Below are 17,597 nucleotides of genomic sequence, written 5' to 3'. Positions count from 1 at the left end.
CCCACTAGCGAAGAGTGAGGCAGGCGACGCGGGAGCCGGCCTGGCCGACCTGCGGACCCGAGGTCTCGGTCGGCAGGGCGTGGATGACGAGCGAGCCGGGCAGTTGGGCGCCGTCGAACGCCCAGTCGTTGCGGACGCTCGACCGCGCGGCGCCCTCGGCGTCGGTGGTGAAGTCGAGCCAGACCTCGCTCTCGGGGCTGATCTCGCCCTGCTCGTGCTGGAAGTGGGGGCCGGCCTCGTCGGGCTTCTTGCCGCACGGCTTGGTGTGCAGGTGTGCGCCGTACGCGCGGTCGGGCAGCAGCCCCTCGACGACGAGCGAGGTGCGGGTCTGGCCGGCGGACGACTCGATGCTGAGGCTGGCCTGCGCGCCCTCGGGAGCGAGCTTGCGGTCGTAGGCGATGGCGGCGGTGTCATCGGCGAAGAACTCCCCGGAGGAGTTGAGGTTGGTCACCGCCTCGGGCGCCGTCTTGGCGTTCTGGAGCGGGACCGGCGGGGCCGAACAGGCCGTCACCAAGGCCGCCGCCGAGGCCGCCGTCAGCAGGTTGAGCAGGAATGCGGGCACGCGCATGAGACCCCCCACGGTTGGAGACCCTCCGGCATGAGGGCTCCGAGAGGCCACCACTCTAACGAGTGATCGACCTGCTACGTACGGTCATCCGTCCTGGGCGCCGTGTTTTGCCGCGATGTCGTCGATCATTGCAGCGAGCGTGAAGTCGAGGTCGGTCAGGCCGCCCTGGTCGTGGGTGGTGAGGGTCAGGTGGAGCGTGCGCCAGCGGATGTCGATGTCGGGGTGGTGGTTCAGCTCCTCGGCCCGGACCGCGATCTCGTCGACGATGCGGATGGCGGCGGGGAAGTCGGGCGCGGTGACCGTGCGCCTGATCGCGTCGCCCTCTCGCCGCCAGGCGGGCAGGTCGTCGAGCCTGCTCTCGATGTCCATGAGACCTCCCGTGTACGGTGCCCTGACCTCACGCTACTTCAGCGCCCCCGAGCCGAGCCCGGACTGGATCTGCCGCTGGAAGATGATGTAGACGATCATTACCGGAAGGATGGTGATGGACAGGGCGGCGAACAGCCCCGGCCAGTCGGCCTCGTACCCGGCCAGCGTGGAGATCCTGGCGATGCCCTGGGTGAGCACCCATTTGTCCGGGTCGCCGGCCAGCAGCACGAGGGGCAGGAGGTACTGGTTCCACTGCCCGAGCACGTTGAAGATCGTGATGCTGATCAGGCCCGGCCTGGCCATCGGGACCATGATCTGGAAGAACGTACGGGTGTGCGAGGCGCCGTCGATCAGCGCGGCCTCGGCGACGGCCGTCGGCAGCGTACGGAAGAACGCCGCCAGGAAGAACACCGTGAACGGCAGCGAGTAGGCGATGTACACCAGCACGAGCCCGACGTGCGAGTTGAGCAACCCGAACTGCCTGACCACGAAGAACAGCGGCCCGAGCGCCAGGAAGACCGGGAAGGCCAGCCCGGCCACGAAGTAGTAGTAGATCAGCCGGCTGCCGGGGAAGCGGAAGCGCGCCAGCACGTACGCCGCCATCGAGCCGAACACCATCGTGCCCGCCGTGCCGAAGAGCACGACGATGACGGTGTTGAGCATGTACTGCCCGATGTGCGCCGTGTCCCAGGCCCGCCCCCACGCGTCCAGCCGCAGCGCGCCCGGCAGTTGCAGCGGGTCGCCGAAGATCTCGGTGTTGTTCTTGAACGAGGCCAGGAACGTCCACAGCAGCGGCGCGATGATCAGCAGCGCCCAGACGGCCAGCGCCACGTGGGAGAGCGCGCCCAGCACGCCGGGCCTGGACCTGTCCGTTGTCCGCATCGCCATGACTACAGCTCAACCCCCTCGCGCCGGGTCGTACGCAACGTCAGCACCGCGAACGTCACGGTGAGGAAGAACAGCGCCACGCCCATCGCGGACGCGTAGCCGACCTTCTGGTAGGAGAAGGCGGTGTTGTAGATGGTGATCGGCAGGATCGTGGTGGCCCCGTCGGGCTCGCCCTTGCTGCCGGCCAGCACCTGGATCAGCGCGAACCCGTCGAAGGCCGCGATGCCCAGGTAGATCCAACCGACCTGGACGGTGTCGCGCAGCAGCGGCAGCGTGATCGAGAAGAACAGCCTGATCCGGTTGGCCCCGTCGAGCGCCGCCGCCTCGAAGTAGTCCTTCGGGATGGCGGCCATGCCCGCCGAGAACAGCACCACGTAGAAGCCGACCGCCTGCCAGACCATCACCGCGAGGACTGACCACAGGGCCAGGTCCGGCTCGATGAGCCAGCCGACGGGCTCGACCCCGAAGCGGGCCAGCACGCCGTTGACGACGCCGTCCTCGTCGGGCCGGTAGACGGCCTGGAACAGCACCCCGACCACGGCCACGGCCAGCACCTGGGGGAAGAAGAACACCACCCGGTAGAACCTCGACCCCCAGACCCCTCTCATGCCGGCCCCGCGGGTGCCGCCGCCCAGATTCAGCAGGAAGGCCAGGAAGAGCGCGATGACGATCGTGGTGAGCGGCAGCACCAGCAGCAGAATCCCGTGGTTGCGCAGGGCCCGCCAGAACACCTCGTCCGCCAGCAGCCGGCCGAAGTTGTCCAGCCCCACGTAACGCACGACCGAGCTGTATCCGTTCCAGCTTGTCAGGGAGAGCTGGAACGCCTGGACGTACGGGCTGATGACGAAGACCGAATAGAGGACGAGGGGGACGGCGAGGAACCCGGCCACGAATCCGTACGTGCGCAACCGCTCCATGGGTCACTGGCTCCGGGTCTGCTTGGTGACCGCGTCGTCCTTCTTGACGTCGTCGGCCTTCTTCTGCATGTTGGCCAGGAACTTCTCCGGCGTGATCCGGCCGGCCATGACCACGTTGATCTGCTCGCTGCCGTAGTCGAACAGCTCCTTGTACCAGCCTTCGAAGCGGGCCTCGGTGATGATGTTCTGGCCGGCCTTGTCCTGGGCTCGGGCGGCGCTCATGAGGCCGGCGGGCAGGTTGACGCCCTCGGCGGCGCCGTTCACGACCGTGAGGTTCTGCGTCTTCTCCGTGAAGCCGCGCGCGCCTTCCTTGGAGAGCATCAGGCGCAGGTACGCGAGGCCGCCCTGCGGGTTCTTGCCCTTGGCGCCGACCACGAAGTTCTCGCCCACGCCGACCTGGATGGCGCCGTACGGCATCGCGTCGGCGGCGGTGACGTCGGGGATGGGGGCGATGGCGTACTCGAAGTTGTCCGGCTTGTCCTTGGCCATCTCGTTCTCGACCCACGAGCCAGTGGGGTAGAAGAGCACCTCGTTCTGCAGTTGCTTGATCTGGGTCTGTGTGTGGTCGAGGCCGAAGTACGCCTTGTTACCGTATTTCGTCTGGATCTCCACCCACGCGGTGATGGCCTGCCGCATCGCCTCGGAGTTCCAGGCGTTGTCCACGAGGTTGTCGACGTCGATGATGGCCTGGTTGCCGCCGATCTTGGCGGCGGTGTAGAGGACGTTCCAGAGCTGGTAGTACGGCCCCTTCTGCCCCGGGTACGCGAAGAGCAGGATGCCCTCCCGCCTGGCCTCCTCCCCCAGCGCCGTGAACTCCGCCCACGTCGTCGGCAGCGACCAGCCCTTCGACTGGAACAGCTTGGCGTTGTACCACAGGCTGCGGTGGGACACCGTGTAGTTGAGCACCAGGTCTCTGCCGTTGATCTTGGCGTTGTCGACCACGGCCGGCGTGAGCGTGTCGCGCACCTTCTTGGCCGGGTCGTCGATCGAGGGCGCGTCGAACAGCGGGGCCAGGTCGGCCAGGTGCCCCTCGGCGGCCAGCGCGGCCAGGTCCAGCGACTCGGGGCCCGAGTTGTTGAGCACGTCGGGCGCGTCGCCGGCGACGAAGCGGGGGCGGAGCTGGGTGCCGATCTGCTGGGTGGCGGTGTGCTTGATGGTGACGCCGGGGAACGCCTTCTTGTACAGCTCCTCGTGCAACTCCTTGGCGTACGCGTCGCCGTAGCCGCCGCTGAAGATGACGACTTCGAGCGGCGTCTTGGCGTCCACGCCGAACGGGTTCTTCGGGTCCGCGGAGACGGGGATCGAGGCGGAGGGGGCGGCCGCGGGCTCGCCTCCCGTGCCTGCGGTGGCGCACGCGCTCAGCAGGCCCGCGCCGGGGCCGGCGACGAACGCGGTCATGCCGATCCGGCGGATGAGCTGACGCCGGGAGATCTCGCCCGGGTGGGTCATGGGGGGCTCCTCAATTAGGAAAGTTTCCTAAACGATTGCCCGCAACGTACGAACGGCCCGCGACGCTCGTCAAGAGGCCGCAATCGAGACGTGACCATGCCGTGACGCCATACCTAGAATGAGGTTCTAGACAGCAGGGTGGGTCACATGACTGCGGAGTACGCCGACCGCGTACGGCACGGACAATCAGACGACAGCATCGTGGACGCCGGCGTCGAAGGCAAAGACCCATTACCCCGCCACCCACCCGCCGCCGCCCCGGCCTGACCCACCCCGGGTCGCACGCCCCGCACAGGTCGGCCGCGGGCGCCTTCACCCGGGGCGGCGCTCATCAGCCCGTCAGCTCCTCCACCAGTCGGATCGGGACGGCTGGGCGGACTGCGGCAGTGAGTTCGCGGGCACGTCCGCAGGGGGCGTGACGCTGATGGTGGCGGCGTCGGACGCGGTCTTGGAGACGGACTCCACGATCCAGTCGTCCCCGACGTGCTCGGCCGCCACGGCGTAGCCCTCGGCGCCGCCGGTGGCCGGATCGGGCCACATCACCTTGTAGCCGATCTTGATACCGGCCCGTTCCAGCTCGGTCCTGACCTCCTTGACCGGCAGGTCGCGGAAGGAGTACTCGTGCATCTGGACGCTGGTGGCGTAAGGCTCACCGAGCGCGGCGGGCCGACCGATGCCGAAGACGATCCTGCCGGTGAAGCCGGTGGGCATGGAGATCGCGCCACACCAGGCAGAACGGCAGCCCTCCGTCCGGGTGCTGACGGTGACGCCTGTGCCCTGGGGGAAGTCTCCGTCGGCGACCGGGCCGATCAGTTTGCCGACGTCCTCGGGCGCCACCGGGGCCTTGCGCACCTCGGCGGCGAGTCCCACGGCCTGGAACGCCTGGGTGAACGTGGCGGCGTCGGCCTCCGGGTCGTTGACGGCGACGAAGAGGACGTTGGGGCGGGTCTCGAGTGAGACGGCGGCGTTGGCGTACTCGGTGGTGGGGCCGCCGAAGGGTGCCCAGAGCACGAGGGCGGCGGTCAGCGCGGCGGCCGGCACGCCGAGCCCCAGGCCGCGCCCCAGACCGCGCCGCACGGTGAAGCGCCTGGGCCGCGCCGGGAGAGTACCGCCCGCGGGCTCGCGCGCCTCGGTCATGATCGACTCCATCAGGGCCCGCGCCCCCGCGCCGGACGCCTGTCCCACCGGCTCCCCTGCCAGGTCCTCGTCACGTACGCGGGCGAGATCGGCGATGTTCATCCTGCGCTCCCTTCGATCGCGACGGCGCGCGAGTGGTCGATTCCCTCGGCGGCCAGGCCACGGGCGAAGCGCCTGCGGGCGCGGTAGAGCCTGACCCGTACGGTGTTGGCGGACACACCGACGATCTTGGCAATCTGGCCGGGGTTCAGCCGCTCCCACGCGACCAGCGCGAGCAGTTCCCTGTCGTCCTCGGGCAGGGCGCGGAAGACCTGTCCGATCCGGGAGAGGTCCTCGGCGGGCCGTTCCGCGGCCATCGGCGAGGCGGCCAGTTGCGCGCGCAGGGCGGCGGTGCGGCGTTCGTGCCGCCGCTCGCCGCGCCGGTGGTTGGCCAGCACGTTCCTGGCCACGCCGTAGAGCCACAGCCTGGCCTCGTCCCCGTGGGGGACCTCCTCGATGCGGCGCCAGGCGGTCAGGAAGGTCTCTGCCACGACGTCGGCCGCGTCGTCCGGGTCCGGGCAGCGGCGCAGCGCGTACCCGAGCAGCGGCCGGTACGAGGACCCGTAGATCTCCTCGAACCGGCTTTCGGGATCGACTCCCACGGGAGCTCCTCACTTGGGCGTGTCAACACCCAACCCCATGTCCGGAAATTTCCGAGCATTACGGGGAAGATCCCATTGACGCTCAGCCGAAGTGGGCGCGGGTCTCCGCGAACGCCTGGTCGGTGCCCTCCAGGGCGAGCGCCACGTCGTCCTCCGTGTGGGCGGCCGACATGAACCAGTTGTGCCACGGGTGCACGTACACGCCGTGCCGCAGGCAGGCGTCGCTCCAGTACATCGCCACCGACAGGTCGGCGTCCCCGTCGAAGCTGAGCCACGGGATCGTCACCGGCCCGGTCTGGTTCACGGCGAACCCGTGCGACTTGGCCTGCGCGTAGAGCCCCTCCCTGAGCTGGGCGCCGGCTCGTTCCATGGCCGCGATGCCGTCGGTGTCGCGCAGGGTCTCGATGGTCGCCTTGGCCGCCGCCATCGCCACCGCGGAGAACCAGAACGACCCGGTCGAGTACAGCGTCTGCGCGGGCCCGCGCAGCGCGTCGGCGCCGGTCACCGCGGCGATCGGGTAGCCGTTGGCCATCGCCTTCGACCAGGCCGTCAGGTCGGGACGCACGCCGTACGGCTCCCACGACCCCCGCAGGTCGATCCGGAACCCGGCCCGCACGTCGTCGATCACCAGCGCCGCGCCGAGCCGGTCGGCCAGCGCCCTGGCGCCCCGCGCGAAGACCGGCTCCACCAGCTCCTGGTCCTCGAACGAGTCGTGTTTGAAGGGCGTGACGATGATCGCCGCCACGTCACCCTCGACGGTGGCCGCCGCGGCCTCCAGCGACTCCAGGGAGTTGTAGGTGAACTCCACGAGGTCGGCCCGCTCATTGGGCGTCGTGCCGGCGAGGGACGGCGTGCACCACGGGTCCGCACCGTGGTAGGCCCCGTGCGCCATCAGCACCTTGGTCCGGCCTGTCGCGGCCCTGGCGACCATGAGCGCCTGGGTGGTGGCGTCGGTGCCGTTCTTGGAGAACATCGCCCAGTCGGCGCTCGGCACGGTGTCCACCAGCAGCTCCGCCAGCTCCACCATGATCGGCCCGGGACCGTTGAGGCAGTCGCCGAGCGCGGCCTGGCGGGCGGCGGCCTCCTCCACGCGCGGGTGCCGGTGCCCGAGCACGACGGGCCCCCAACTGCACATGAAGTCGAGGTAGGCGCGGCCGTCCACGTCCCACTGGCGGCAGCCCTCGCCGCGCTCGAAGAACTGGGGGTAGCCGGGGGCGAAGAGTGCGGCGTTGAGGTGGCCGTACATGCCGCCCGGGACGACTTTCGCGGCGCGCCGGCGCAGATCGGCGTCTTTCATCTGGGGTCCTTAGAGCAGGCTGAGGAGGGAGTCGAGGTCGGTGAGACCGGCGTCGGAGCCGAGACCGGTGGCCACCCGGGCGGCGGCGGCCGTGCCCCAGCGGGCGGCGGTGGGCACGTCCTGGCCGTGCAGGAGCCCGGTGAGGAAACCCGCGCAGTACGCGTCGCCGCACCCCGTGGTGTCGGACACCTCCGTCTTGAGCGCCGGGACGTGGTGCGTGCCGCCGGCCGTCACGACGAGGCTGCCCGCCGCGCCCAGCGTGACCAGCACGCCCCGAGGGCCGTCGGCGAGCAGCGCCCCTGCGGCGGATTCGATGTCGGAGGCGCCGGTCATGAGCAGGGCCTGCGTCTCGTTCGGCAGCACGTAGTCCACGTGCGGGAGGAAGGCGCGGGCCATGACCAGGAGGTCGGCCATCTCGGACAGCAGGTCCATCGTGACGACGGCCCCGGCCGCGCGCGCCTCGTCCAGGAGGGCGAAGAAGGCCGGATCGCCCAGGCCGAACGTGACGTCCATCCCGCCGAGGTGGATCGCCCGCGCGCCGCGCAGCACGTCGGCGTCCACGTCGGCCGGGGTCACGCCGAGGTTCGCCCCGGGCACGTGGAAGCTGGGCCGCCCGCCGTCGGGCCTGATGGGCAGGATCGAGGCGGCCGTCTGCTCCCCCGCCCTGCGCACCAGGCGGGAGGCGTCGACGCCGTGCTTGGCCAGCACGAGCAGCAGGAGGTCGCCGAGCTCGTCGTCGCCGATGGCGCCCATGGTGACCACGTCGTTGCCCAGTTTGACCAGGTCGACCGCCGTGCCCGCGGCGGCGCCCGCGGCGGTGAGCCGGATCTGGTCGACCAGCACGGTGTCCTGGCCCTCGGGGATGTGCTCGACGGGCCGGGCGAGGATGTCGACGATGTGGACGCCGACGGTGGCGACGGTCATAGTCTAAATAGACAGACGTCCGAATAAAAAGTCAACGTGTCTGGGGAGGCGGCCGATGCCGAAGATCGTCGATCACGACGAGCGCAGGCGCGAGGTCATGTCAGCGGCCCGCCGGGTGATCGTCAGGGACGGCATCGACGCCGCCACCACCCGCGCCATCGCCAAGGAGGCCGGCTATTCGAACGGGGTGCTGGCGCACTACTTCGCCGACAAGGACGAGATCCTGCTGTCGGCGCTGGGCCAGTCGCACGAGCGCATCCGGGCCCGGCTGACGCGCAAGGTGGGGGACGCGACGGGGCTGGCGGCGCTGCGGGAGCTGCTGCTGGACAACCTGCCGCTGGACGCCGAGCGCACACAGGAGACGCGGCTGGAGGTCAGCTTCTGGAGCCGCAGCCTGGCCTCGGAGCGGCTGGCGGAGGTGCAGGAGGCGGAGGCGGGCGAGCTGCGCGCGGCCGTACGCAGGCTGCTGGAGCAGGCGCGGGCGGACGGCGAGCTGCGGACGGAGCCACAGACGGAGCCACAGACGGGGCCCCGGACGGAGCCACAGGCGGAGCCACACACGGGGGCCGACCTCGACGACCTCGACGACCTCACCGAGCACCTGCTCGCCCTGGTGGACGGCCTCAGCCTGCACCTGCTCCTCTACCCCGGCAGGCTGACCCGCGCCGACGCCGAGCGGCTGATGCTGCGGGCCCTCGACCGCCTCTGAACGCCGGAGAGGGACGCGGCGGGCCGATCGATTGCCGCGCACCGGGCAAGAGGCTAGATTCCCACCGCATGAGCCTCCGCGAGCAGTTGTGCGACTACGGCCGCCGGGCCGTCGAGCTGGGCCTGGTCATCGGCACCTCCGGCAACCTCAGCGCGCGCGAGGGCGACAGGGTCGCGGTCACGCCGTCGGGCGTCGCGCTCGACCGGCTGACACCGGAGATGTGCCCGGTCGTGGACATGGCGGGCCACCTGGTGGAGGGCGACCTGCGCCCGTCCAGCGAGACGCCCATGCACCTGGCGATCTACGAGTCCACCGACGCCCAGGCCATCGTGCACACCCACTCGGTCTTCGGCACGGTGGTGGCCACCACGATGACCGAGCTGCCGCCCGTGCACTACAACGCGCTGCTGCTCGGCGGCGTGATCGAGGTCGCCGGATACGCCACCTACGGGACGCCGGAGCTGGCCGCGAACGTCCGCCGCGCGCTGGAGGGCAAGCGGGCCGCCCTGATGGCCAACCACGGCGGGGTGACCATCGGGGCGACGCTGGAGGAGGCGTTCGAGGCCACCCGGCTGCTGGAGTGGCTCTGCGAGGTCTACGTCCGCGGCCTCGGCGTCGGCAGGCCGGCCGTCCTGACGGACGAGCAGCTCGCCGCCGTGGTCGAGCGCGCGCTGAACCCTCCCGACTTCCCCCGCCGGTGAGCGGCCCTACCCGAGCGCGACCTGCTCGGCCAGGCCGAGCGGCAGCCCGCCCGACCCGGCGATGCGGTCGTGGAACTCCTTCGGCGAGCCGCGGAACGACTCCCTGATGCGGTCGATCTCGATGGCGCCCGTGAGATAGGAGGGGGCCTGCGTGGGCCAGGCGCAGTAGCGGTTCACCTCGCCCTGCGCCGTGCCCGGCGACAGCGACGCCTTGGTGGCCATGAACGTCTCGGCCTCCTCGATCGGCAGGTCCTCGCAGTGCAGCGCGGTGTCCACGACGATCCGGGCGGCGCGGAAGATCCGGCAGTCGAGGTGCGCCAGCTCGGTGGCCGGGGTGTCGAAGTAGCCCTGCTCGTGCAGGAGCTTCTCGACGTACAGGGCCCAGCCCTCGGTGAAGTACGGCGTCCTGAAGACCTTCCTGACCGTACGGGGGTTGCCCGCCATGTACGACAGGTGCCAGTGGTGCCCGGGGTAGGCCTCGTGCACGGCGATCGAGGGCATCTGGGCCCGCGAGTTCGTCCGCAGGCGCTGGCGCACCTGCTCGGGGGTGAAGTCGTCGGGCGTGTACGGCACGAAGAAGATGCCGGTCCGCGAGGCCGTGAGCGGCGGCGGGGCCAGGTAGTGGGCCACGGACAGGACCGGCCGGGTGTACTCGGCCGACGGCAGCACCAGGCACTCCTCGCCCTCGGCGAAGGTGACGAGGTCGCGCTCGCGGACGAAGTCGCGGGCCCGCCGGGTCTCCGCCTCGTACTCGGCCCGCATGTCGGCCAGGGTGGGCGGGTGGTCGTCCATGAGCGACTCCATGGCCGCCCGCCAGTCCTGGGTGCCGTTGACCTGGAGCGCCACCTCGCGCATGCGGGTGTCCAGCTCCGCCCAGGCGGCCCGGCCCTTCTGATGCAGCTCGGCGGCGCCGTAGCCGAGCAACTCGCGCTCGCGCAGCAGCGTGGAGTAGAGCCGCTCCCCCATCCGCCAGGTGCCGCCGCACTCGAAGCCTTCGAGGAACGTCACCAGCGAGTCGAACGCCTGCGCGGCCGGCTCGGCGGCCTCGGCCAGCTTCGTGCGCAGGGCCTCGTCCTCGACCATGCCGGGGATGGTGCGGGTCAGCAGGTTGCGGCCGGTGCGCGCCTGGCCCAGGCCCCGCGTCACCAGCAGCGGGGCGGCGAGGTCGGGGTCGAGGTTCTCCCGGCAGGCCGCGAGCACGCCGGGCACCTCGGCCAGGCGCGACAGGGCCGAGGCCACCAGTTCGTGCTCGGGCTTGAGTCGGCGCTGGAAGGGGGCGTACATCGAGGTGAAGATCGCGGAGAGGTAGGCGGCCGGGTCGCGCCGCCAGTGGGGCCAGGACGCGAGCGCGATCGAGCCCCTCAGCTCCGACAGAACGAGGTCTCTGTCGATCGCGTCGTCCGGCGTGGGGGCCTCGGTGGCCGAGAGGCGTTCGAGCCAGAGCACCTGTTCGCGCTCCTGGGCCTGCCATCCGGAGGCGGTGAGATCGCCGAGTGTGTGATCGTAGCCGTCGGCGCCCAGCGAGGCGGCGACGACGGGACGGTGAGAAAAGTACCACTGAAGAAACTCGTCCACCGATGCACAATATCCTGGGCCAATGCCCCTGCAGATCACCGGAGCGCTAGGCGATCCTGACCTCATCCGCCTCCCCTGGGAGGTCCCACTGCAAGACTGGCCACAGCACCATCTGGTGGACCTGCCGCGCGGCATCTCCCGGCACGTGGTGCGCTTCGCCCGGCTGTCGGGCAAGGTCTACGCGATCAAGGAGATCAGCGAGCGGTACGCCAGGCGGGAGTATCAGCTCCTGTGGGACCTGGCCAGGCTCGACGCGCCCGCCGTGGAGCCGGTCGCGTACGTCACCGGCCGCGAGGACGGGCTCGACGCCGCGCTGATCACCAGGCACCTGCAATTCTCGCTCCCCTACCGCGCGGTCATGTCGGGCACCCTGCGCCCCGACACGCTCACCCGGCTGCTCGACGCGCTGGCCGTGCTGCTGGTGCGGCTGCACCTGAACGGCTTCTTCTGGGGCGACTGCTCGTTGTCCAACACGTTGTTCCGGCGTGACGCGGGAGCGTTCGCGGCGTACCTGGTGGACGCGGAGACCGGTGAGATGCACCCGATGATCAGCGAGGGGCAGCGGCTGGGCGACATCGACACCGCGCACACGAACATCTTCGGCGAGATGCTCGACCTGGAGGCCGGCGGGCTGCTGCACCCGTCGATCGACCCCATGGAGACGGCCGAGGACGTTGTCGCCCGCTACCACCGCCTGTGGAACGAGATCAACGAGAGCGAGATCATCGACGAGGTCGACTGGCACCGCGTCGAGCACCGCATCCGGCGGCTCAACCTGCTGGGCTTCGACGTGGCCGAGATGATGGTCCGGCGCAAGGTCGGCACCGGACGGCTGATCGTCCGGCCCAAGGTCGTGGACGCCGGCCACCACCAGCGGCGGCTGCTCCGGCTGACCGGTCTCGACGTCGAGGAGAACCAGGCCCGGCGGCTGCTCAACGACCTCGACGGGTTCCGGGTGGCCAAGGGGCTGCGCAACGAGGACGAGGCCATCGTGGCGCACCGGTGGCTGGCGGAGGTGTTCCAGCCGACGGTCGAGGCCATCCCCGTCGAGCTGCGCGGCAAGCTGGAGCCCGCGCAGCTCTTCCACGAGATCCTCGACCACCGCTGGTACCTGTCGGAGCAGGCGGGCTCCGACGTCGGGCTGACCGCGGCGGTGACGTCGTACGTGGGCAACATCCTGGTGCACAAGCCCGACGAGCAGGCCCTGCTGCCCGACGAGCCGGCCCCGTAGCCCAGCCCTGTAGCCCGGCCTTGTAGCCCGGCCCGGGGAAGGCGCCGGTCAGGCGGAGGTCAGCTTGGTGATCTCGGCGACGATGGCGGGCCACAGGGCCGGCGGCAGGTCGTGCCCCATCCCCGGATACGTCACCAGCCGCGCCCCCGGGATCGCCGCCGCCGTGGCCCGGCCGCCGGCCGGCGGGACGAGCGGGTCGGCCTCCCCGTGCAGCACGAGCGTGGGCACCCGTACCCCGGCCAGCAGCTCCGTACGGTCGCCCGAGGCCATGATGGCGGCCAGTTGCCGCGCCGTCCCCGCCGGGTCGAAGCAGCGGTCGTAGGCCAGCCCGGCCCGCGCGACGATCTTCTCCCGGTCCAGCTCGTAGCCGGGCGAGCCGATCGTCGACCAGGTGCGTACGGCCTGCTCCAGCACCGCCGCGCGGTCGGCGGGCGGCCGGCCCGTCAGGACGGCCGCCGCGGCCTCGGTGGGCGGGGCCACGGAAGGGCCGGGCGTGGACATGATCGAGGTCAGGGTCAGCACCCGCCCGGGGTGCCGGATGGCCAGCGTCTGGGCGACCATGCCGCCCATCGAGGCCCCCACCACGTGGGCGGCGGGCAGGCCGAGGGCGTCCATGAGCGCGGCGGTGTCGTCGGCCAGGTCGTCCAGCAGGTACGGCGCGGGCGCCCCCGCCGAGGGAACGCCCAGGTCGTGCAGGTGCGTGGACAGGCCCGTGTCGCGGTTGTCGAACCGTACGACGTGGTGTCCCTGCTCCACCAGGAGTTCGCAGAGCGCTTCGTCCCACTGGATGAGCTGGGCGCCGAGCCCCATGATCAGGAGCAGCGGGCGTCCTTCTGGAGAGCCGAAGCTCTCGTAGGCGATTTCGATGCCGTTCGCGGCTACGCGGGTCGTCACGGAGACCAGAATGTCATTCTGGTCCGGGCGGCGTAAAGCAAGGCCCGTGCTCGCGGAGGAAGGAGTCTCAGCGCACGAGGAGGGGGCGGAGGCGGTCGCTGCCGAGCAGCGCGGCGCCCGCGGCGGTCAGGGTGCCGGCCACCAGCACGGTGCTCACGGAACCGCCCTGGTTCTCCACCCCGTCACCGGACGCGCCGTCCGCGTCGCCGTCGACCGCCGGGGGCTCCTGGTCGGCCGGAGGGGTGGCCGGGTTGTTGTCGCGCTCGGCCCAGGCGCCGGTCGAGAACGGCACCGGGTGGTTCTTCTTGCCCACCCCGTCGCCCCACTTGGTGATCACGTAGTCGAGCTCGATGTGGCCCTGGCCGCCGACGCCGTCCACGCCGAGGGTGTCGGAGTTGAAGCTGCCGCCGGTCAGGTCGGCGAACGTCTTGGCGTCGAGGTCCAGCATGATCCCGCGGTTCGACGGTTCGCCCGGCCCGCGGTCGCCCACGAAGAAGGGCGCCTTCTTGCCCTTGTAGACCACGTAGCCCTCGGTCATGAGCGGCCAGCTCGGGCTCGCGGCCAGGCCCTTCTGCATCGGTTTGCCACTGGCGGGCAGGCCCGTGTCGCCGGCGCGGCCCGAGGAGTCGTCCCAGAAGTACGAGGCCGTGGTCGAGCCTTTGAGCAGGATCTTCTCGTTGTCGGCCGAGTCGGCGTGGGCGGCGGTGCCGACCAGGACGAGCGCGCCGACCGCGAGGGCGGTGAGGATGGCGAGGGAACGCAGACCAAAACAGGCAATCATGGAACAGCAACACCCTTCACGGGGGGACAGGGAGGTTGCGCCCGAAAAACGGCGCAGCGGGGCACAGCGCTGGGCGTTTCACTACGCAGAGCGCACGATGCGAACCTGAGGAAGGGGGCCGTTCAGTTGGCGGCCGTCAGCAAGCGGCCTGGGGGTACGACGCGCTGGTGCATGGGGTATGTCCTCTCCATCACGCCTACCGGGTTAGCTGACGGGTTCGGGCGTGGAGATGCCCTACCGGCACAGGCCGGATTCGCCCCAAGAGGTGGTTCCCCGGCTCCCGAGGGGGTTCGGGATTCGGCGCCGGCCGGCTGCCCTTCTGGGTAAGGACTAGGTCACCGGCTGGTAATGGCGATTACTGTAATGACGGAACCGGACATTGCCAACGTTTCATCATGAATCGGACAAAAGATCTACCTTTGACCGGGAAGAAAAAGGGGGCACGGCATCCCGTACCCCCGGAGAATTCCAGCCTCAGCCGCCGCTCTTGCGCCTGAACGATCTTTTACTCGCAGCCGGACCGTGCGCCCCGTGGATCTTCGATGGGTCGCCGCCCCTGCCACCCGCGCCCGAGCCCGCGTGCTGGTTGCGCTTGCGCTCCAGCGCCTCGCGGAACTTGCGCTTCATCTCGTCCTCGGGAGTTTCGCTGACTTCCGGCTCCGGTGTATCCGCCATGAGGACCTCCAAGGTATTGGGGACAAGTCACAGCTTCGCACGGCACCGGTCACGACGCGAAACCGGCCTCGACCTTGGACTGTGGCGTGGCGGGCGTACGCAGCCGGTTGTTCGGCAGCGCCACCAGCGCCACCAGGGCGATCACCGCGCCCGCCACCCCGAGCGCCGGGATGACCACCGAGGCCGCGGAGGCGTGCGCGGCGGCCAGACCGTGGACGGGCGCGGTCGCGGCGACCTCCGAGGTGTAGAGCGTGCCGCCGACGGCCAGCGCCACCGAGCCGCCGATCTGCCGGAAGAAGGTCAGGTTCGCCGAGGCGGTGCCGATGTACTGGGGCTCGACCGACTGCTGCGCGACCACCGTCAGCCCGGACAACATGGGCCCCACGCCCAGCCCGAGCGGCAGCATCCACAGCGCCACCGCCAGACCGCCGCTGTCCACCGCCAGCCCCGAGCACGCCAGCGAGCCCGCTACCAGCAGGAACGGCGACGCGAGCAGCCACGGCTTGTACCTCCTGGTCCGCGACATGAGCGCGCCCATCAGCACGCTGCCCGCCACCATCCCCAGCATCATCGGGTAGATCCGCAGGCCCGACTCGGTGGCACCGGCCCCCAGCGCCTCCTGGAAGTAGCGGGGCAGGAAGACGACCCCGGCGTACATGCTGAAGGCCGTGCAGAACGAGATCACGTTCACGAGCGTGTAGCCGCGGTTGGCGAACAGCCCCAGCGGCATGATCGGACTGGCCGCCCGCCGCTCCACCGCCACGAAGACCGCCAGCAGTGCGAGCGCCAGCAGGATCGGCCCGGCCACGGGGAGGTCGGTCCACGTGTGACCGTCGAGCCCCTTCTCCGTCAGCCCCAGCAGCAGGGCGCTGACGGCCACGGTGAAGACCGCGATCCCGGCGTAGTCGGGCCGCCCGCCGCCGGTGCCCGGCCGGTGCGGCAGCCGCGAGACGATGATGGCGACCAGCGCGATCCCGAGGGGCACGTTCACGTAGAAGGCCCAGCGCCAGCTCGCGTGGTCGGTGAACACCCCGCCCAGGAACGGCCCCGCCAGGTACGTCAGCCCCATCACCCCGCCGAGGGCGCCCTGCACGCGGGCACCGTTCTGCCCGGGCGGGAACATCTCCATCACCAGCGCGATCGACAACGGCAGCAGCGCGCCCGCGCCGAGCCCTTGGAGGGCGCGGAAGGCGATGAGCTGGCCCATGTCCTGCGCCGCCCCGCACAGCGCCGAGCCGGCCACGAACACCACCATGCCGATGAGCAGCAGCGGCTTCCTGCCGTGCTGGTCGGACAGCCTGCCGTACAGGGGCACGGTCACGGTGGAGGTGAGCAGGTAGGCGGTGACCACCCAGGTGTAGAGCGCGCTTCCGCCCAGTTCGGACGTGATACGTGGCAGCGCCGTGCCCACGATCGTCTGGTCCAGCATCGCCAGGAACATCCCGCCGAGCACGGCGAGCAAGATGAGGCCATTGCCCTTGTTGTCAGTTTTCACAGGTGAAGAGTGATAGGTAAGTCCTGACATGTCAACTTTTCGATATGCTGGCGGGCATGTCCCTACGGATCGCCCTGCTCGGGCTGCTCTCGGCCGTCGGCCCCGCGAGCGGCTATGACCTGGCCAAGAAGTTCGAGCGCTCGCTCAATCACGTCTGGCAGGCCGGGCACACGCAGATCTATCCGGAGCTGGTGAAGATGGCCGCCGACGGGCTCTTGGCGGTCGAGGCGGAGGGGGCGAGAGGGCGCAAGATCTACACGGTCACCGCCGAGGGCGACCACGAGTTGCGTACGTGGATGGTCGAGCACGCGCCCGCGGGGGCGGTCCGCAGCGAGATCGCGCTTCAGGCGTTCCTGCTGCCGCTGATGACGCGGGACCAGGCGGTCGGGGTGGTCGAGCGGATCAAGGCGGAGTTCGAGGCGCGGCTGGAGACGCTGGATTGCAAGCCGCGCGATCACTTCGGCCGGTACGCCCTCGACCTGGGCCTCGCCCAGGCCCGCACCGGCATCCGGTGGGCCGAGGACACCCTGGCCGACCTCAAAGACCACCCATAGCCCCGCCGACGGCACCTTCCTCCAGGCCTTCGCCGCGGCGGCGCGTTCGAGGAGGCGGCGCGACTCGGTTACGCCGTCGAGTCGCGGTGGCCGAGTTACTTCGCCTGGCGCCGGGCGACACTGGGAGCCGCCGGTCCACGGGTGGTCACCGCCTACAGCTTCAGCCCGGCCATGGTCGCCGGGTACGTTCCGGAGATCTGGCCAGCCCCGAGAAGGTCCTGGACGCCCGGATGCGCGCGGTCGACCGTACCTACCGCGCCCTGCTCGGCGACCGGCTCGACGGTCCTGACGGCGCTGATGGCCGCCGAGCTCGACGGCTGCGAGGCGCTGGTCTCCTTCGCCGCGATCGGCGCGGCTCCCGTGGCGAACTTCGCCGGACGCGGCTGGAACGAGCAAGAGTGGGCCGCGGCGCACGACCGGCTGGCCCTCCGCGGGCTGGTCGATGCCGACGGGCAGGCCACCGAGCGAGGGCGGAGCCTGCGCGATCAGGTGGAGCGGTGGCAAGGGATGGCGGGGCGGATTTTCGACCTGCTGTGCGGTCAGCGGCGTAGCTGGCTGCTGACCGCGCCGAGCGCCCCGGACGCCGTCCGGCTCTACGAACGGTCCGGCTGGTTGCGGGTCGGCGAGGAACTCGGACGTGGGGGTGTTCGTGACACCTGGCGCGCGGCAAGGTTCGGAGCAGCCCGCCCCGTCCTCGCAGACGGAGTCGCCGGGCGCCCGGGCGGCGGAGGGCGGGTAAAGGGGAGCGGTTCAGTTCGTGGTGTTGTGTTGGAGCACGTCAGGAAATGAACC

General features: G+C 70.5%; 19 protein-coding genes, 1 pseudogene and 1 riboswitch. Of the genes and pseudogenes, 6 read left to right on the top strand and 14 right to left on the bottom strand.

Annotated elements, in window-relative coordinates:
- Positions 1-4: 4 nt before the first annotated feature.
- The 9 genes from ABD844_RS16860 to ABD844_RS16820 form a co-directional block, all read right to left on the bottom strand.
- A complete protein-coding gene (locus ABD844_RS16860; protein ID WP_344877925.1) occupies positions 5-568 on the bottom strand; it encodes a superoxide dismutase family protein in 564 nt (187 codons plus the stop codon).
- 84 nt (positions 569-652) lie between these two features.
- Entirely contained in the window at positions 653-937 is a 285-nt protein-coding gene (locus ABD844_RS16855; RefSeq protein ID WP_344877923.1) for a 4a-hydroxytetrahydrobiopterin dehydratase, read from the bottom strand.
- Positions 938-970: 33 nt separating this feature from the next.
- Entirely contained in the window at positions 971-1,819 is an 849-nt protein-coding gene (locus ABD844_RS16850) for a carbohydrate ABC transporter permease (RefSeq protein WP_344877921.1), read from the bottom strand.
- Between the two features lie 8 nt (positions 1,820-1,827).
- Positions 1,828-2,742: a carbohydrate ABC transporter permease gene (locus tag ABD844_RS16845; RefSeq protein WP_344877919.1), complete on the bottom strand. Its 915-nt coding sequence runs from the start codon at positions 2,740-2,742 to the stop codon at positions 1,828-1,830.
- A 3-nt stretch (positions 2,743-2,745) separates the two neighbouring features.
- Positions 2,746-4,191, bottom strand: coding sequence for an N-acetylglucosamine/diacetylchitobiose ABC transporter substrate-binding protein (gene ngcE, locus ABD844_RS16840; RefSeq protein WP_344877917.1), 1,446 nt, complete (start codon positions 4,189-4,191; stop codon positions 2,746-2,748).
- A 339-nt stretch (positions 4,192-4,530) separates the two neighbouring features.
- Entirely contained in the window at positions 4,531-5,430 is a 900-nt protein-coding gene (locus ABD844_RS16835; protein ID WP_344877915.1) for a hypothetical protein, read from the bottom strand.
- A complete protein-coding gene (locus ABD844_RS16830) occupies positions 5,427-5,969 on the bottom strand; it encodes an RNA polymerase sigma factor (RefSeq protein WP_344877913.1) in 543 nt (180 codons plus the stop codon). The genes ABD844_RS16835 and ABD844_RS16830 overlap by 4 nt, the downstream gene beginning before the upstream one ends.
- 82 nt (positions 5,970-6,051) lie before the next feature.
- A complete protein-coding gene (locus ABD844_RS16825; RefSeq protein ID WP_344877911.1) occupies positions 6,052-7,266 on the bottom strand; it encodes an aminotransferase class III-fold pyridoxal phosphate-dependent enzyme in 1,215 nt (404 codons plus the stop codon).
- Between the two features lie 9 nt (positions 7,267-7,275).
- Positions 7,276-8,190, bottom strand: coding sequence for a carbohydrate kinase family protein (locus ABD844_RS16820; protein WP_344877909.1), 915 nt, complete (start codon positions 8,188-8,190; stop codon positions 7,276-7,278).
- 55 nt (positions 8,191-8,245) lie between these two features.
- Between ABD844_RS16820 and ABD844_RS16815 the strand changes: the two genes are divergently transcribed.
- Both ABD844_RS16815 and ABD844_RS16810 read left to right on the top strand, forming a co-directional pair.
- Complete coding sequence (locus ABD844_RS16815) at positions 8,246-8,899, top strand: TetR/AcrR family transcriptional regulator (RefSeq protein WP_344877907.1); 654 nt, start codon at positions 8,246-8,248, stop codon at positions 8,897-8,899.
- Between the two features lie 68 nt (positions 8,900-8,967).
- Positions 8,968-9,600 carry a class II aldolase/adducin family protein gene (locus tag ABD844_RS16810; protein ID WP_344877905.1) on the top strand — a complete coding sequence of 211 codons (633 nt, stop codon included), beginning with the start codon at positions 8,968-8,970 and terminating at the stop codon, positions 9,598-9,600.
- A 6-nt stretch (positions 9,601-9,606) separates the two neighbouring features.
- Here the strand turns inward: ABD844_RS16810 and ABD844_RS16805 are convergent, their stop codons facing one another.
- Positions 9,607-11,175 carry a DUF885 domain-containing protein gene (locus tag ABD844_RS16805; protein WP_344877903.1) on the bottom strand — a complete coding sequence of 523 codons (1,569 nt, stop codon included), beginning with the start codon at positions 11,173-11,175 and terminating at the stop codon, positions 9,607-9,609.
- A gap of 22 nt (positions 11,176-11,197) precedes the next feature.
- Here ABD844_RS16805 and ABD844_RS16800 point away from each other — a divergent pair, with 22 nt between their 5' ends.
- On the top strand, positions 11,198-12,406 hold the full coding sequence (locus ABD844_RS16800) for a DUF4032 domain-containing protein (protein WP_344877901.1): 1,209 nt from the start codon (positions 11,198-11,200) through the stop codon (positions 12,404-12,406).
- Between the two features lie 48 nt (positions 12,407-12,454).
- On the opposite strand, the gene ABD844_RS16795 is transcribed toward ABD844_RS16800, so the two are convergent.
- The 4 genes from ABD844_RS16795 to ABD844_RS16780 form a co-directional block, all read right to left on the bottom strand.
- Complete coding sequence (locus tag ABD844_RS16795; RefSeq protein ID WP_344877899.1) at positions 12,455-13,300, bottom strand: alpha/beta fold hydrolase; 846 nt, start codon at positions 13,298-13,300, stop codon at positions 12,455-12,457.
- A 67-nt stretch (positions 13,301-13,367) separates the two neighbouring features.
- Positions 13,368-14,081 (bottom strand): hypothetical protein, encoded by a 714-nt coding sequence (locus ABD844_RS16790; protein WP_344877897.1) that lies wholly within the window; start codon positions 14,079-14,081, stop codon positions 13,368-13,370.
- A gap of 178 nt (positions 14,082-14,259) precedes the next feature.
- A riboswitch (cyclic di-AMP (ydaO/yuaA leader) is annotated at positions 14,260-14,394 on the bottom strand.
- Positions 14,395-14,555: 161 nt separating this feature from the next.
- Positions 14,556-14,756 (bottom strand): DUF5302 domain-containing protein, encoded by a 201-nt coding sequence (locus ABD844_RS16785; RefSeq protein ID WP_344877895.1) that lies wholly within the window; start codon positions 14,754-14,756, stop codon positions 14,556-14,558.
- A gap of 49 nt (positions 14,757-14,805) precedes the next feature.
- The gene (locus ABD844_RS16780) at positions 14,806-16,251 is read right to left on the bottom strand and encodes an MDR family MFS transporter (protein WP_344877893.1); all 1,446 of its coding nucleotides are present in this window, start codon (positions 16,249-16,251) and stop codon (positions 14,806-14,808) included.
- 56 nt (positions 16,252-16,307) lie between these two features.
- Between ABD844_RS16780 and ABD844_RS16775 the strand changes: the two genes are divergently transcribed.
- From ABD844_RS16775 to ABD844_RS16770, 3 genes and pseudogenes are all read left to right on the top strand, one after another.
- Positions 16,308-16,805 carry a PadR family transcriptional regulator gene (locus tag ABD844_RS16775; protein ID WP_344877891.1) on the top strand — a complete coding sequence of 166 codons (498 nt, stop codon included), beginning with the start codon at positions 16,308-16,310 and terminating at the stop codon, positions 16,803-16,805.
- A gap of 60 nt (positions 16,806-16,865) precedes the next feature.
- A pseudogene (locus ABD844_RS53150) lies at positions 16,866-16,997 on the top strand (helix-turn-helix domain-containing protein); the annotation flags it as partial.
- Positions 16,977-17,594 carry a helix-turn-helix domain-containing protein gene (locus ABD844_RS16770; RefSeq protein ID WP_425568594.1) on the top strand — a complete coding sequence of 206 codons (618 nt, stop codon included), beginning with the start codon at positions 16,977-16,979 and terminating at the stop codon, positions 17,592-17,594. The pseudogene ABD844_RS53150 and the gene ABD844_RS16770, both read left to right, overlap by 21 nt.
- Positions 17,595-17,597 lie beyond the last annotated feature (3 nt).

The organism is Nonomuraea antimicrobica (genome assembly GCF_039536965.1).
GTDB classification, from domain to species: Bacteria; Actinomycetota; Actinomycetes; order Streptosporangiales; family Streptosporangiaceae; genus Nonomuraea; species Nonomuraea antimicrobica.
This window is presented reverse-complemented; position numbering and strand designations above follow the sequence as displayed.

Excerpts from the sequence above, each read along its gene's own strand:
- ABD844_RS16860 (WP_344877925.1), bottom strand. The coding sequence starts at position 568 with ATGCGCGTGCCCGCATTCCTGCTCAACCTGCTGACGGCGGCCTCGGCG.
- ABD844_RS16855 (WP_344877923.1), bottom strand. The coding sequence starts at position 937 with ATGGACATCGAGAGCAGGCTCGACGACCTGCCCGCCTGGCGGCGAGAG.
- ABD844_RS16850 (WP_344877921.1), bottom strand. The coding sequence starts at position 1,819 with ATGCGGACAACGGACAGGTCCAGGCCCGGCGTGCTGGGCGCGCTCTCC.
- ABD844_RS16845 (WP_344877919.1), bottom strand. The coding sequence starts at position 2,742 with ATGGAGCGGTTGCGCACGTACGGATTCGTGGCCGGGTTCCTCGCCGTC.
- ngcE (WP_344877917.1), bottom strand. The coding sequence starts at position 4,191 with ATGACCCACCCGGGCGAGATCTCCCGGCGTCAGCTCATCCGCCGGATC.
- ABD844_RS16835 (WP_344877915.1), bottom strand. The coding sequence starts at position 5,430 with ATGAACATCGCCGATCTCGCCCGCGTACGTGACGAGGACCTGGCAGGG.
- ABD844_RS16825 (WP_344877911.1), bottom strand. The coding sequence starts at position 7,266 with ATGAAAGACGCCGATCTGCGCCGGCGCGCCGCGAAAGTCGTCCCGGGC.
- ABD844_RS16820 (WP_344877909.1), bottom strand. The coding sequence starts at position 8,190 with ATGACCGTCGCCACCGTCGGCGTCCACATCGTCGACATCCTCGCCCGG.
- ABD844_RS16815 (WP_344877907.1), top strand. The coding sequence starts at position 8,246 with ATGCCGAAGATCGTCGATCACGACGAGCGCAGGCGCGAGGTCATGTCA.
- ABD844_RS16810 (WP_344877905.1), top strand. The coding sequence starts at position 8,968 with ATGAGCCTCCGCGAGCAGTTGTGCGACTACGGCCGCCGGGCCGTCGAG.
- ABD844_RS16800 (WP_344877901.1), top strand. The coding sequence starts at position 11,198 with ATGCCCCTGCAGATCACCGGAGCGCTAGGCGATCCTGACCTCATCCGC.
- ABD844_RS16790 (WP_344877897.1), bottom strand. The coding sequence starts at position 14,081 with ATGATTGCCTGTTTTGGTCTGCGTTCCCTCGCCATCCTCACCGCCCTC.
- ABD844_RS16785 (WP_344877895.1), bottom strand. The coding sequence starts at position 14,756 with ATGGCGGATACACCGGAGCCGGAAGTCAGCGAAACTCCCGAGGACGAG.
- ABD844_RS16775 (WP_344877891.1), top strand. The coding sequence starts at position 16,308 with ATGTCCCTACGGATCGCCCTGCTCGGGCTGCTCTCGGCCGTCGGCCCC.
- ABD844_RS16770 (WP_425568594.1), top strand. The coding sequence starts at position 16,977 with ATGGTCGCCGGGTACGTTCCGGAGATCTGGCCAGCCCCGAGAAGGTCC.